Raw genomic sequence first — 13,869 nt, 5'->3', positions numbered from 1 at the left:
CATTCGGACGCCATGGACGTCGCGTAGGGTTGGCCCTTACCAGCGCAATGTGGGCAAATGGTGACAGGTGTTTTAGTTAAACCTAACGCATCTCAGTGGGCGCATCAGCCCCAATCAGCGTCAGGCCGGAGGTCAAAACATCCGAAACAGCCTGCACCAGCCCTAGTCTGGCATGAGTCAATTGTCGGTCGTTAACCTTAACAAAACGTAAGTCGGCATTCTCGGTGCCCCGATTCCAGTGTCCATGGAAGCTGGAAGCCAGATCGTAGAGGTAGAATGCCAGCCGGTGCGGCTCCAGCGCAAGGGCCGCAGATTCGACCAGCCGGGGATATTCAGCCAGCTTCCGGATCAGGCCGATCTCGCCCTCGTCGGTGAGCGACGCCGAGGCCGCGGCCAGGCTGTTGCGGTCGAAATTGGCCTCGCCCAGTTGCTCGCTCGCCTGCCGGAACACCGAATGACAGCGCGCCGAAGCGTACTGCACGTAGAACACGGGATTGTCCTTGGACTGTTCGGTGACCTTGGCGAAATCGAAGTCGAGCGGCGCGTCGCTCTTGCGGTAGAGCATCATGAAGCGGATCGCATCGCGGCCCACCTCCTCCACCGCTTCGCGCAAGGTCACGAAGTCGCCCGACCGCTTCGACATCCGAACCGGTTCGCCATCGCGAAACAGCTTCACCAGATTGCACAGCAGCACCGTGAGTTGCAGCTTCAGATCATCGCCTGCAATCGCCCGCGCCAGCGCTTCCAGCCGCTTGACGTAGCCGCCATGGTCGGCGCCCAGCACATAGATCAGGCCGACGAAACCGCGGTCGACCTTGTCCTTGAGATAGGCGACGTCGGCGGCGAAATAGGTGAACGAGCCGTCGGACTTGACCAGCGCCCGGTCCATGTCGTCGCCGACCGCCGTCGAGCGAAACAGCGTCTGCTCGCGGTCTTCCCAGTCGTCCGGCTTCTCGCCCTTGGGCGGCGGTAGCTTGCCCTTGTAGATATGGCCTTTCAGCGTCAGATCGTTGATCGCCGAGCGGATTTTTTTGGCATTGTCGGCATGCAGCGTGCGCTCGGAGAAGAAAACGTCGTGATGCACATTGAGCAACGCCAGATCCTCGCGGATCATCACCATCATGGCGTCGATCGTGCGGTCCTTGACGATTGCCAGCGACTGATCGTCGGGCATCTGCAAGAGCTTGCGGCCAAATTCGGCAGCCAGCGCCTGACCGACCGGCACAAGATAGTCGCCGGGATAGAGACCGGCCGGTATCTCGCCAATGTCGTCGCCCAGCGCTTCGCGGTAGCGCAGGAAGGCCGAACGCCCGAGCACGTCGATCTGCGCGCCGGCGTCGTTGATGATGTATTCCTTGGTGACGTCATAGCCGGCGAAGGCCATCAGATTGGCGAGCGTGTCGCCGACAACCGCGCCCCGGCAATGGCCGACATGCATCGGCCCGGTCGGATTGGCCGAGACATATTCGACATTGGTCTTCTTGCCGCCACCAATGGTCGAGCGGCCGTAGTTTTGCCCCTCGCCGAGCACCGCGGTCAGATGTGCCTGCCAGAAAGCGTCCTTGAGCCGGAGATTGACGAAGCCGGGACCGGCGACGTCGGCTTCGGCAACATCGGCGTCGCTGCGCAGCACTTCCACCAGCCGCTCGGCCAGCGCCCGCGGGTTGTGCCCTGTCGGCTTGGCCAGTACCATCGCCGCATTGGTGGCGAGATCGCCATGGCTGGCGTCGCGCGGCGGCTCGACGGCGATGCGCGACAGGTCGGGCGAAACGCCATTACTGTCTTTCAAATCAAGCGCTTCGACGGCTTTTGTGATTCGCGCGCTGAAATCGGCGAAGATGTTCATGGGTCTTGCTCTGGCGGACTGTGCAGGGGAACCGGCTCATTGGCCGGCAAATCGCGCCCGCCCTAGCTTAAATCGGGCGTATGGTCAAACAGACGGCGGTGTTCCTTCAAGGCGTAGGTATCCGTCATCCCCGCGAGGAAATCGGCGACGCTGCGCGCCTTGATGCGGTCCTCCGCCCGGTCGAGCCCCTCCCGCCAGCCGTCCGGCATGGCGCGCGGATCGGCGTAATAGACATCGAACAGGTCGCGCACGATCTGCTCGGCCTGAGTGCGCACGCGCATCACCTCGTCATGCCGGTAGAGATGCTTGTAGAGAAAGGTCTTCAATTCCTTCTCGGTCGCCGCCACGTCAGCGGAAAAGGTCACCATCGTTTCGCCCGCCGCCCGCACCGCTTCGGCGCTGTCAGGCTTGATGCGCTCAAGATTGGCGGTGGTGGAAACAATGACATCCTCGACCATCATCGTGATCTGCCGGCGCATCAGCTCATGGCCGGTGCGCACATCGTCCAGGCCCGGATAGCGCGCGCGCACGCTTGCCAGGATCGATCCCGGCAGCGCCACCGTTTCCAGCATGTCCAAGGTCAGGAAGCCGGAGCGCAGGCCGTCGTCGATGTCATGGGTGTTGTAGGCGATATCGTCGGCGATCGCAGCACATTGCGCCTCGATGCCGGCGAAATGGTCGAGTTCGAGGTCGTGCAACTCGGAATAGTCGCGGATCGCCTGCGGCACCGGGCCTTTGAGCCCTTTTCCCTTGGCGTCGGTCAGCGGGCCATTGTGCTTCACCAGGCCTTCCAGCGTTTCCCAGGTCAGGTTCAGCCCGTCGAACTCGGCATAGCGCCGCTCCAGCCGCGTCACCACGCGCAGCGACTGCGCATTGTGGTCGAAGCCGCCCCATTGGGCCATCCGCTCGTTCAGCGCGTCCTCGCCGGTATGGCCGAACGGCGTGTGACCGAAATCGTGCACCAAGGCGACCGCCTCGGCCAGATCCTCGTCGCCGCGCAGCGCTCGCGCCAGAGCCCGCGCAATCTGCGCCACCTCGATCGAATGCGTCAGCCGGGTGCGGTAGTGATCTCCTTCATGGGCGACGAACACCTGCGTCTTGTGCTTCAGGCGGCGGAAGGCAGTCGAATGAATGATACGGTCACGGTCGCGCTGGAATGGCGTGCGAGTCGGGCTCTCGACCTCGTCATAGAGCCGCCCGCGCGACCTGGCTGGGTCGCTGGCATAGGCCGCGCGCGGCCGATAGCCGAACCCAATGTCGCCAAGCTCATTTGTCATGGCTGATGCCGCCGCAGTTGACTTGCCCCTTCCCGCTTCATACCTATCATGTGAAACTGAAAGCAAGGTGACGCCCATGGGCGCTGATGCCAAGACTGCCATGAAAGTCGAGATGACCGAGTCCGCCGCCAGGCGGATCGCGAAAATCGTCTCTGGCGAGGCCGGCAAGACGGCGCTGCGCGTCTCCGTAGAGGGCGGCGGCTGCTCCGGCTTTTCCTACAAGTTCGACCTGGTCAATACGCGCAACGACGACGACGTCGCCATCGAAAAGGACGGCGCCACCGTGCTGATCGACGATTTGTCGCTGGTCTATATGGGCGGCTCGGTGATCGACTTCGTCGACGATCTGATGGGCCAATCGTTCCAGATCCGCAACCCCAATGCAGTCGCCTCCTGCGGCTGCGGCACCAGTTTCTCCATCTAGGCAGATGTCCGGCGTCGGCGCGGTCCGTCAGGTCGCACTGTCGGCCGGGCGCGATCTCGACGTGACGCTGGCCTTCTGGCGCGATGTGCTCGGCCTCAACGTTCACGCCCGCTACGATCCGCCGGGCATCGCCTTCATCATGGCCGGTGATATCAGGTTGCTGTTCACCGATGGCGTTCCGGCCGGCACCGTCTATCTCGATATAGCCGGGCTCGAAGCCTTCCACGCCGAGGCGAAAGCGTCCGGCGTTCCCTTCACCGCACCGCCGGCGCTCGTCCACAACGACACCGAAGGCACGTTCGGAACGGCGGGGGAAAGCGAGTGGATGGCCTTTCTAAAGGACCCGGCAGGCAATACGATCGGGCTTGTCGAACGTCTTTCGCCCGAACATCCCTGAGGCCGCCCATGAAAATCGTTACCTGGAACATAAACGGCATTCGCGCCCGCATCGGCAACCTCACCCACTGGCTGAGCGAAAGCCAGCCCGACATCGTCTGCCTGCAGGAGATCAAGTCGGTCGACGAGCAGTTCCCGCGCGCCGAGATCGAGGCGCTTGGCTACAACGTGGAAACCCATGGCCAGAAGGGCTTTAACGGCGTCGCCCTACTGTCGAAACTTCCGTTCGACGAGGTTATCAGAGGCCTGCCCGGTGATGACGCCGACGAGCAGGCGCGCTTCATCGAGGGCGTGTTCTCGACCGACCAGGGCGCGCTGCGCGTCGCCTCGCTCTATCTGCCCAACGGCAATCCCATCGATGACGAGAAGAAATTTCCTTACAAGCTGGCCTGGATGGAGCGGCTGCATCGCTGGGCCGAGCAGCGGCTGCTTCTGGAGGAGGCGCTGGTGCTGGCCGGCGACTACAATGTCATCCCCGAGCCGGTCGATGCGCGCTTCCCCGAGAACTGGCTTGGCGATGCGCTGTTCCAGCCGCAGACCCGGCAGGCCTTCCGGCGACTGAAGAATCTCGGCTTTACCGAGGCGGTGCGCGCCGTCACCGATGCCGCCGACGTCTACACCTTCTGGGATTACCAGGCCGGCGCCTGGCAGAAGAACAACGGCATCCGCATCGACCATCTGCTGTTGTCACCCGAAGCGGCCAACCGCTTTTCCTCGGCCTCGATCGAAAAGCATGTGCGCGCCTGGGAAAAGCCTTCCGACCACGTGCCGGTGGCGATCGATCTGGCGCTGCTGCCGGCTTGATATCAGCCGAAACCCTGATGTCGCCACAATCGCGCCATTCAGTCAGAGATCAGCATGGCGGCTGGGGTTCCATGGCACTACGATTCCTCCTTTGTCCAATCGGCCTGGCATTTGCCATGGCCTCCCCTGCAGCGGCACTTGCCGACCAGCAGTGCCTGGCCAATGGCAAGTCCTACCAGGTCGGCCAGGTCACCTGCCTGACGGTTTCAGACAAGAGCCATATGGCCCGCTGCGACTTGGTGCTCAACAACACCTCATGGACCAAGATCGGCGACAGCTGCCCCGACAGCACGATGAAGCCGCATCTGCACGTCACGCCGATCTCGATGCCGGTACACAGAGCGGCGCCGGCGGAACTCACCGAGAACTGATGGATGTGAGCTAATCTCCCCCCTTGAGGGGGAGATGGCCGGCAAGCCAGAGGGGGGCGCGAAGAAACGCGACCTTTCGGTCAAACAAGCTCACCCTCTCAGTCCAACCCGGGCAAACTTTAGTCAACTGAAATGCCAGCGGGACAGCGCCCCCCTCTGGCCTGCCGGCCATCTCCCCCGCAAGGGCATAGGCGCTAAGATAGCTTTGGCATGGACTGAAACTTGCGCTTTCGTGGTGGTTCGCGCCAGCGATATCGCAAGGCATGGAGATTTTGGCGCAGGGCCGCCAAGGAAGGTTGAGTAAAGATGGTAGCGATCAGAGAGGCGACGATCTGGCGGGTGGCGCGCCACAGCAGCGGGCGCCCGTCGCTCAAGGGGGAGAGACACACCCAACTCCTGCGAGAGGGGTTCGGTCACAAGCGCGATGAGGAAGTGTGCAAGGATCCAAGGCTTTGCGATCCTTGGGTCTTTGGCGGGAGGAGAGCGCAGCCCGATCAGGCTCTTCAGGCGCTTGAAGGCGAGCTCGATGCGCCAGCGCATGCGGTAGAGCTTGAGGACCGTATCGGCGGGAAACTCCTCCCGGTCAAGCGAGGTCACAAGCAGGACGAAGCCGGCCGCAATCAGCGTCTGCGGTTGAACCTTGTTGCCCTTGGCCTTGGCTTCCTTGTTGATTTTGCGCCGCGCTTCTTGTGCCGCGGCCTCGGATTTGCGCAAGGCGATCAGGCGCATCTTCACAGGCTCGCCCTTCTTGAGTGCCAGCCGGGCAGGCGTTTCGCAGACTTCCTCCCGGCAGTTCTCCAGGAAGCCGATGAGATCGAACGCCCTGCCGTTGGCGTCGAGCCATCGCGCGTTTTTCCACGACGCGCGCACAACAACATCACCGCCTTGCGCCATCACCTTGGCGATCCGCTCGGCCTGCAGATAGGCGCGGTCACCGATGCGGATCTCGCCCGGCACCACCGGCACGCGGTCGATCAACTCGGCCTCGCTCTGATCGGTGATCTCGATGAAGTCGAACTGCTCGCGCTCAAGCTCGAAGGCGCAGTGCATGCGCCAAAGACCATTGTTCTTCTTCTCATACGCACCGGCCTTGGCAACCGCTGTCGCATCGAGGATGCGGATCAGCCGGCCTTTGGCCAAACCTGCATCCTCGCGCTTCAAAAGGTGCCCCATCAACTGCTGCAGCCATGGTCCTGCATTGCGCAGCCGGCCAAGCAACGCCACGTCCGAAATGTCGGCAATCCCGCTCGCCGCCGCCCAGGCCACGACGCCCCGCATGCCAACCTTGCCAAGGCAGTAAGCCAGTGTCAGGCGCAACAGGTCGCTCGCCGACCTGACGCCGCGCGGGCGCAGGAACGCCTTCGTCTCGCGGGCGCTCTGCGTGAGCAAATCTTCGCCGCCGAGAAGCTCAATCGTCTCGGCCCAGCCGTCGTCAACAAGCGATTCGTGTGTCATCGCAGTGTAGAATCACACCCGATTCCGCAAGGCAATACCTATCTTAGCGCCTATGCCCTCAAGGGGGGAGATTGGCAATTTCACTGGTCGCCGCCGCCCTTGGTCAGGATGTCGTCGGCAAGCGAAATGGCAGTGCGACGGTCGGCTTCGCCGGCGGCGGCAAATGCCTCTTCCTGCATGCCGCGGATCCACGGCTGGTCGCTCGGCGAGGCGCGTTCGAGCGCGGCGGTCATCATGGCCAGCCCGCGCACGATCTTGCCGCTCTGGAACAGAAGATTGCCGAGAGTCGCCTGGGCGCCGGCATGGCCTTTTTCGGCGGCGAGTTGGAACCAGCGGCCGGCCTGCTTGACGCTGGCCTTGACGCCGCCCTCGCCCTTCAGGAACATCTGGCCCATCTCGAACTGGGCGTTCGGGTTGCGGTAATTGGCGGCCGCGCGCATGTAATATTCCTGCGCCGCGACCTCGTTTTCCTCGACCGGGCTGCCGGGGATGCCTGTCCGGAGATAGTCGCCCAGCGCCACCAGCGCGTCGGAGACATAGCTTTCCTCCGGCGATCCCGGCTCGACATCCTGATCGACGATCTCGGAGAAGAATTTGAAGGCCGCATAGTCGTCGCGCGTCACGCCGTCGCCTTCGGCGTACATGCGCGCGAGCTTCCAGGTGGCGCCGATCTGGCCGTTCTCGGCGGCGTATTTATAGGCCTCGACCGCCTGTTCCTTATGGCCGCTCTTGTAGGCGGAGAAGCCGAACTGGAACACGGCCCATGGGCTCGATTGCGGCTTCACGCCGGTCTTGTCGTCGAACACCTTGTCGTCGAAGGCCATGGCCTGGCCCACGGCGCCAAAGATCGCAACAGCGACCAGTGCCGGAAGGACAGACGACCTCAACAACTCAGATATCCGCATAGCAATGTGTTTCTTTGGCACCGCCCGGATGGGTGACCGCGCCGTGGCGGGCAGGCCCTACCGTCTGTGCGTATTTCCAGATCGCGCCCGACTGATAGTCGGTCGTGCGCGCCTTCCAGGCCTTCGCCCGCGTTGCCAGTTCGGCCTCGGACAGGTCGACCGCGATCGTGCCTTTGGTTGCATCGATCGAGATCACATCGCCGTCTTTCAAGAGCCCGATCGGGCCGCCAACGGCAGCTTCGGGCCCGACATGGCCGATGCAGAAACCGCGCGTCGCGCCCGAAAAACGACCGTCGGTGATGAGGGCGACCTTGCCGCCCATGCCCTGGCCGTAGAGCGCCGCCGTCGTCGACAGCATCTCGCGCATGCCCGGGCCGCCGCGCGGACCTTCGTAACGGATGACGAGAACCTCGCCTTCCCGGTAGTTGCGGTGCGTGACCGCCTCGAAACATTCCTCTTCCGAATCGAAACACCGTGCCGGACCTGAGAATTTCAGCTCCGTCATGCCCGCGACCTTCACGATCGCGCCTTCGGGGGCAAGGTTGCCCTTCAAGCCCACGACACCGCCGGTTTGGGTGATTGGTCGGTTGGCGGGACGGACCACATCCTGGCTATCATTCCAGGCAACATGCTCCATGTTTTCGGCCAAAGTACGGCCAGTCACGGTCATGCAGTCGCCATGGAGATAGCCGTGGTCGAGCAGCGTCTTCATCAACAGCGGAATGCCGCCGGCCTCGAACATGTCCTTGGCGACATATTTGCCGCCCGGCTTGAGGTCGGCGATGTAGGGCGTCTTCTCGAAAATCGCGGCAACGTCGAACAGGTCGAACTTGATGCCTGCCTCATGAGCGATCGCCGGCAGGTGCAAAGCCGCATTGGTCGAGCCGCCGGTGGCCGAGACCACGGTTGCCGCATTCTCCAGCGCCTTCAGCGTGACGATGTCGCGCGGACGGATGTTCTTGGCGATCAGATCCATGATCTTTTCGCCCGAGGCGAAATTGAAGCGGTCGCGCATCTCGTAAGGCGCCGGCGCGCCGCAGGAGTACGGCAGCGCCAGGCCGATGGCCTCGGCGACGGTGGCCATGGTGTTGGCGGTGAACTGGGCCCCGCAGGAGCCGGCGGAAGGACACGCCGCCTGCTCGATCTCGAGCAGTTCGGCATCACTGACCGTGCCGACCGAATGCTGGCCGACCGCCTCGAACACGTCCTGCACGGTGATCTGGCGGCCGCGATAAGAGCCCGGCAGGATCGAGCCGCCATAGATGAAGATCGACGGCACGTTGAGCCGCACCATGGCCATCATCATGCCGGGCAGCGACTTGTCGCAGCCGGCAAGGCCGACCAGCGCATCGTAGCAATGGCCCCGCATGGTGAGTTCGACCGAATCGGCAATGACATCGCGCGACACCAGCGACGACTTCATGCCCTGGTGCCCCATGGCGATGCCGTCGGTGACGGTGATGGTGCAGAATTCGCGCGGCGTGCCGTTTGCGGCCGCCACACCTTTCTTGACCACTTGCGCCTGGCGCATCAGCGAGATGTTGCAAGGTGCCGCTTCATTCCAGCAGGAAGCAACGCCGACCAGCGGCTGCCCGATCTCGGCGGCAGACAGGCCCATGGCATAGAGATACGAACGGTGCGGCGCACGCGCCGGACCGACGGTCACATGGCGGCTAGGGAGCTTAGCCTTGGAAATGACTTTGGCGTCCATTCTCTTCCTTGCCGCGGGCGGTGCGGCCTGCCTCATCGCCGAGCCTTGTGGCGCGTGTCCCGAGACGAATTCGAGGTGCGCCGGGTTTATGGCGGGAAATGGGCAATTTCTTCGGGCGAGGCTGTAGCGCGGGGGTTGGTCGGGAACTGTTGCCAAAACGTCACAATTGCGAGAGGTGAAAGTGATGCGACGGATTTGCAACACCAAGTTTTCCGTCATCGCTCGATGGTCCACCCACAAAACAAAAAGGCCGGGCTATACCCGGCCTTTCGTTATAATTTTCAGAGCCTTAGAACTTGATCTTGACGCCGCCCGAAATTGCCGTGACCAGATCGTTGCCGAAGTCGTAGCTGACGTCGGTACCGGCCTCATAGCCATTCTCGTCAGTCAACGTGCCTGAGTGACCACTGGTCAGTACACCAACCGCGCCGGCCAACCGCACTTCGATGTTGGCGGTTGGCGTGTAAGCGACGCCGCCACCGAGCGTCCAGGTATCGGTCTGCGAGCCAACACCGTGCGACGTGCCGCGATCCCAAGATAGCTGGGCGGCACCACTCCACTGCTCATTGAACTTGTGGCCGATGCCGGAGGTCACCGTCCAGCCATCGCGGTACATCAGGTCGAGCGAGGTTAGCCTAACTGGAAATGGGGAAATCGTCGTGCAAGGTGCAAGGCCCTTGGTTGCTTGCGAGCAGATCGGAATGCTCTGCAGCACACTCCAGTTGACCCATTTGATCGAGCCGAAAGCGAGCCAGCCAGGCGCGATGCCTGACTGAAGCTTCAATTCCACCGAATCCGGCATAGACGCGGAACCGTAGATGTCAGGTTTACCCTGGGCGACTTGCGATAGGTCGAGCGCACCCTCAAGATTGTCCAACTTGACCTGCGAGTTATAAACGAGGCTGGCACGCAGCGCGATTTCGGGGATCTCATAAGCAAGGCCGGCGCGCCAGCCCCAGCCGGTACCCTTTAGGTCAACGCGGCCAACGGCGCCAGGCGCCAGCGGCGTGATGAAGCTTTCCTTGAAACCATAGACTTCTTGGTAAAAGACACCGCCGATAAAACGTAGCTGGCCCTTGCCGGCATCCATTTTGTAGGAGCAGGTGGCTGCGTAATTATTGCTCTTGATATCGGTTTCGATGTTGGAGAAAGAGCCGTTCCAGATGCCAGGATTCGTATGCGCGCCCCAAGGCTGCGAATAGTCAGCCATGCAGTCGACGTCTTTAACCACCTCGGCCTTGAAGCCTATGCGCGGCACCCAGTAGCCTTCGCTGTCATCAGCTGTGCTTTTGAAGTTGAGCGTCGCGTTGCCGTCGACGGCATTCTTGAGCTTGCGCTCAGGCATCACGTAGGTCGCCTCGGCTTCGGTGGCGAAGCGCGCCGGATCGAACAGAAGGTCGATGTCGTAGCCACCGCGCTCGATGCCGCCGGCATGTACGGAACCGATCAAGCCCAGCGAAAAACACCCCGCCCCCAGCAGTGCTTTAAAACGCAGATTGTTCATGGATATCCTCCCCGAAATACTAGTGGGTCAAGCTAGAACCAATTCGGGTTAACGGCGCAACAATGAATTCACATAGCGTACATGTACACCTGAGCCGGCTGCCTTTCCGGCACAGCGGCTGGTTCCGAAGCAAGGCCGAAAAACGGCTTTCCGGGGGCAGATCAGCGAAAGAATTCTGTGAAACCCGTCACAAAAAGCTCAAAAACAAGCCCTTTCGGAGCTATTTGGCCCGATTGTTACATTATGGCAACAATGGGGCTGAAACTTTCCGTTTACGTCAATATTAACCTTACGGAATGCCTGTTGTTCGAGCAAAAGAACCGCCGCCAAGCACTTGCCGGCGCCTTGCGAATCCAGCGCTCAACCAGCGTCGCGCACCCTAGTCAACGCCACCGAAAGCTTCTCCTGCTGATCGCGGTATTCGTCGAGTTTTTCGCGCTCGGCCGCGACGATCTCTTCCGGCGCGCTGGCGACGAACCGTTCATTCGACAGCTTCTTGTGCAACCGCGCGATTTCCTCGGTCACCTTGGCCAGTTCTTTCTGCAGCCGCGCCGCCTCGGCGGAGAGATCGATCAGGCTGCCGAGCGGCAGGCAGATCGTCGCCTCGTTGACCACGATCTGGGCCGAGCCCTTGGGTGCCGCGTCCTCCAGCGAGATATCGCCGACCCGCGCCAGCCGCTGGATGGCGGACGCATGGCGATCCAGCCTCTGCTGGGTCTCGACGCTGGCGCCAACCACCACCAACGGCGCGATCGCCGCCGGCGGCACGTTCATTTCAGAGCGCACCGAGCGGATGCCGGAGACCAGATCGACCAGCCAGTTGATGTCGGCGGCTGCATCGGCGTCCTCGAAGTCCGGTGATGGCCAGGCGGCGTGGCAAAGCAGCGTTGCGCGCGTCCTGCCCTCACCTGCCGTCTGCGCCCACAGCTCCTCGGTCATGAACGGCATCATGGGGTGAAGCAGCTTGTAGATCTCGTCGAGCACGAAGGCGACGCAGGCACGGCTTTCGGCCTTGGCAGCCTCGTCCGTGCCCATAAACACCGGCTTCAGCAGTTCCAGATACCAGTCGCAGAACAGGTTCCAGACGAAGCGGTAGGCGGCGCCGGCCGCCTCGTTGAAGCGGTAGCCGGTGATGCCCTCGGTGATCGCGCGCGACGCCCTGGTCAGCTCGGTCAGGATCCAGCGATTGACCGGCAGCTTGGCGTCGTTCAGCCAGAAATCGTCATTGCGCGCGACCTCGTTCATCTCGGCAAAGCGTGTCGCGTTCCACAGCTTGGTGCCGAAATTGCGGTAGCCGGCGATGCGCGCCGGATCGAGCTTCACGTCGCGCCCCTGCGCCGCCATCACCGTCAGCGTGAAGCGCAGTGCGTCAGCACCAAACTCGTCGATGAGGTCGAGCGGATCGATGACGTTGCCTTTCGACTTCGACATCTTCTGCCCGTTCTTGTCGCGCACCAGCGCATGCACATAGACGGTGTGGAACGGCTCCTCGTGCATGAAATGCAGGCCCATCATCATCATCCGGGCGACCCAGAAGAAGATGATGTCGAAACCGGTCACCAGCACGTCGGTCTGGTAATAGGTTTTCAGCTCCGGCGTGTGATCCGGCCAGCCCAGTGTCGAGAACGGCCAAAGCGCCGACGAGAACCAGGTGTCGAGCACGTCCTCGTCGCGGGTCAGGATCTCGCCCGGCTTGAAGGTCTCGAGCTTGTCCTCGACCCAGGCCTTCCATGGACCTTCCAGCGCCAGATAATATTCGATCGCGGCGCCCAGCGCCTCTTCCTCGGTCTTCTCGACGAAGACCCGGCCGTCCGGCCCGTACCAGGCCGGGATCTGGTGACCCCACCATAGCTGGCGTGAAATACACCAGGGCTGGATGTTCTCCATCCAGTCGAAATAGGTCTTTTCCCAGTTCTTCGGCACGAAGTTGGTACGGCCTTCACGCACCGATGCGATCGCCGGCTTGGCCAGCTCGGCGGCGTTTGCATACCACTGCTCGGTCAGAAACGGCTCGATCGGCACGCCGCCGCGGTCGCCATGCGGCACGGCGTGGCGGTGCGGCTCGATCTTGTCGAGGAAGCCGCCGGTCTCCATCAGCTCGACGATTTTCTTGCGCGCGACGAAACGGTCGAGACCGTCGAGCTCGTCCCAGACGGCCTGACGCTCCGGCGTCACGTCGAGCCCGGCGAGAAAATCCTCATTATCCCTGAGCGTTATTGCCGCCTCGATGGTCAGGATGTTGATCGCCGGCAGCTTGTGGCGCTTGCCGACCTCGAAATCGTTGAAGTCGTGCGCCGGCGTGATCTTGACCGCGCCGGAACCCTTTTCCGGGTCGGAATACTCGTCAGCCACAACCGGGATTTTCCGGCCGACGATCGGCAGCACGACATTTTTCCCGACCAGATGCCGGTAGCGCTCGTCGTCCGGGTGCACGGCGACCGCCGTATCGCCAAGCATCGTCTCGGGCCGTGTCGTGGCCACGGTAATGAAGGTCGCCGAATTTTCCGGATCGAAAATCTCGCCTTCGATCGGATAGCGGAAGTGCCAGAGATTGCCGTTGATCTCCTGGGGCTCGACCTCCAGGTCGGAGATCGCCGTCAACAGCTTCGGGTCCCAGTTCACAAGGCGCTTGTCCTTGTAGATCAGCCCTTCCTTGTAGAGGCTGACGAATACTTCGAGCACGGCCTTGGACAGGCCTTCATCCATGGTAAAACGTTCACGCGACCAGTCGGCCGAGGCGCCGAGCCGCTTCAGCTGGTTGAAGATGGCGCCGCCGGACTCGGCCTTCCACTCCCAGACCTTCTCGATGAACTCCTCGCGGGTGAGATCGCGGCGATGGATCTGTTTCTCCATCAGCTGGCGCTCGACCACCATCTGCGTGGCGATGCCGGCATGGTCCATGCCCGGCTGCCACAGCACGTTCTTGCCGCGCATGCGCTCGAAGCGCACGAGTATGTCCTGCAGCGTGTTGTTGAGTGCGTGGCCCATATGCAGCGAGCCGGTGACGTTGGGCGGCGGGATGACGATGGTAAAGGCCTCGGCCCCCTCTTCCGCACCTGCGCCGGCGCGAAATGCGTCCGCCTCTTCCCAGATTTTGGCGATCTTGGGTTCGACGGTCTTGGCGTCGTAGGTCTTTTCAAGCATGGGAAAGTGGTCCGCGCGGTCGGGAGTTTTGC

Annotated in this window: 11 protein-coding genes; 4 read left to right on the top strand and 7 right to left on the bottom strand. The window is 62.2% G+C overall.

The features are described from left to right. Positions 1 to 82: 82 nt before the first annotated feature. Positions 83 to 1,846: an arginine--tRNA ligase gene (argS, locus tag NL532_RS15640; protein WP_023744778.1), complete on the bottom strand. Its 1,764-nt coding sequence runs from the start codon at positions 1,844 to 1,846 to the stop codon at positions 83 to 85. Between the two features lie 62 nt (positions 1,847 to 1,908). After that, positions 1,909 to 3,123 (bottom strand): deoxyguanosinetriphosphate triphosphohydrolase, encoded by a 1,215-nt coding sequence (locus tag NL532_RS15635; RefSeq protein WP_023688214.1) that lies wholly within the window; start codon positions 3,121 to 3,123, stop codon positions 1,909 to 1,911. Positions 3,124 to 3,199: 76 nt separating this feature from the next. Between NL532_RS15635 and erpA the strand changes: the two genes are divergently transcribed. From erpA to NL532_RS15615, 4 genes are all read left to right on the top strand, one after another. Next, the gene (gene erpA / locus NL532_RS15630; protein ID WP_031199080.1) at positions 3,200 to 3,547 is read left to right on the top strand and encodes an iron-sulfur cluster insertion protein ErpA; all 348 of its coding nucleotides are present in this window, start codon (positions 3,200 to 3,202) and stop codon (positions 3,545 to 3,547) included. Between the two features lie 4 nt (positions 3,548 to 3,551). Further along, positions 3,552 to 3,944, top strand: a complete 393-nt coding sequence (locus tag NL532_RS15625; RefSeq protein ID WP_023691101.1) for a VOC family protein — start codon at positions 3,552 to 3,554, stop codon at positions 3,942 to 3,944. Positions 3,945 to 3,952: 8 nt separating this feature from the next. Then, positions 3,953 to 4,747 (top strand): exodeoxyribonuclease III, encoded by a 795-nt coding sequence (gene xth / locus NL532_RS15620; RefSeq protein ID WP_023667698.1) that lies wholly within the window; start codon positions 3,953 to 3,955, stop codon positions 4,745 to 4,747. A 116-nt stretch (positions 4,748 to 4,863) separates the two neighbouring features. After that, positions 4,864 to 5,118, top strand: a complete 255-nt coding sequence (locus NL532_RS15615; RefSeq protein ID WP_245260192.1) for a hypothetical protein — start codon at positions 4,864 to 4,866, stop codon at positions 5,116 to 5,118. Positions 5,119 to 5,241: 123 nt separating this feature from the next. Here the strand turns inward: NL532_RS15615 and NL532_RS15610 are convergent, their stop codons facing one another. The 5 genes from NL532_RS15610 to NL532_RS15590 form a co-directional block, all read right to left on the bottom strand. Next, the gene (locus NL532_RS15610; protein WP_286488140.1) at positions 5,242 to 6,279 is read right to left on the bottom strand and encodes a transposase; all 1,038 of its coding nucleotides are present in this window, start codon (positions 6,277 to 6,279) and stop codon (positions 5,242 to 5,244) included. Between the two features lie 374 nt (positions 6,280 to 6,653). Further along, positions 6,654 to 7,478 (bottom strand): tetratricopeptide repeat protein, encoded by an 825-nt coding sequence (locus NL532_RS15605; protein WP_023667701.1) that lies wholly within the window; start codon positions 7,476 to 7,478, stop codon positions 6,654 to 6,656. Further along, positions 7,465 to 9,189 (bottom strand): dihydroxy-acid dehydratase, encoded by a 1,725-nt coding sequence (ilvD, locus tag NL532_RS15600; protein ID WP_023829903.1) that lies wholly within the window; start codon positions 9,187 to 9,189, stop codon positions 7,465 to 7,467. Before ilvD ends, NL532_RS15605 begins: the two co-directional genes overlap by 14 nt. Positions 9,190 to 9,478: 289 nt before the next feature. Continuing rightward, positions 9,479 to 10,693, bottom strand: coding sequence for an OmpP1/FadL family transporter (locus NL532_RS15595; RefSeq protein WP_023829902.1), 1,215 nt, complete (start codon positions 10,691 to 10,693; stop codon positions 9,479 to 9,481). Positions 10,694 to 11,053: 360 nt separating this feature from the next. Beyond that, the gene (locus NL532_RS15590) at positions 11,054 to 13,837 is read right to left on the bottom strand and encodes a valine--tRNA ligase (protein ID WP_023829901.1); all 2,784 of its coding nucleotides are present in this window, start codon (positions 13,835 to 13,837) and stop codon (positions 11,054 to 11,056) included. Positions 13,838 to 13,869: the final 32 nt, after the last annotated feature.

Origin of the sequence: Mesorhizobium sp. C120A (assembly GCF_030323105.1) — a bacterium.
Lineage (GTDB): Bacteria > Pseudomonadota > Alphaproteobacteria > Rhizobiales > Rhizobiaceae > Mesorhizobium.
The sequence above is the reverse complement of the archived record's forward strand: the minus strand, read 5'-3'. Positions and strand labels throughout refer to the sequence as shown.

Bases quoted from the DNA above. Each gene is read 5' to 3' on its own strand.
- argS (WP_023744778.1), bottom strand. From the start codon at position 1,846: ATGAACATCTTCGCCGATTTCAGCGCGCGAATCACAAAAGCCGTCGAA.
- NL532_RS15635 (WP_023688214.1), bottom strand. From the start codon at position 3,123: ATGACAAATGAGCTTGGCGACATTGGGTTCGGCTATCGGCCGCGCGCG.
- erpA (WP_031199080.1), top strand. From the start codon at position 3,200: ATGGGCGCTGATGCCAAGACTGCCATGAAAGTCGAGATGACCGAGTCC.
- NL532_RS15625 (WP_023691101.1), top strand. From the start codon at position 3,552: ATGTCCGGCGTCGGCGCGGTCCGTCAGGTCGCACTGTCGGCCGGGCGC.
- xth (WP_023667698.1), top strand. From the start codon at position 3,953: ATGAAAATCGTTACCTGGAACATAAACGGCATTCGCGCCCGCATCGGC.
- NL532_RS15615 (WP_245260192.1), top strand. From the start codon at position 4,864: ATGGCCTCCCCTGCAGCGGCACTTGCCGACCAGCAGTGCCTGGCCAAT.
- NL532_RS15605 (WP_023667701.1), bottom strand. From the start codon at position 7,478: ATGCGGATATCTGAGTTGTTGAGGTCGTCTGTCCTTCCGGCACTGGTC.
- ilvD (WP_023829903.1), bottom strand. From the start codon at position 9,189: ATGGACGCCAAAGTCATTTCCAAGGCTAAGCTCCCTAGCCGCCATGTG.
- NL532_RS15595 (WP_023829902.1), bottom strand. From the start codon at position 10,693: ATGAACAATCTGCGTTTTAAAGCACTGCTGGGGGCGGGGTGTTTTTCG.
- NL532_RS15590 (WP_023829901.1), bottom strand. From the start codon at position 13,837: ATGCTTGAAAAGACCTACGACGCCAAGACCGTCGAACCCAAGATCGCC.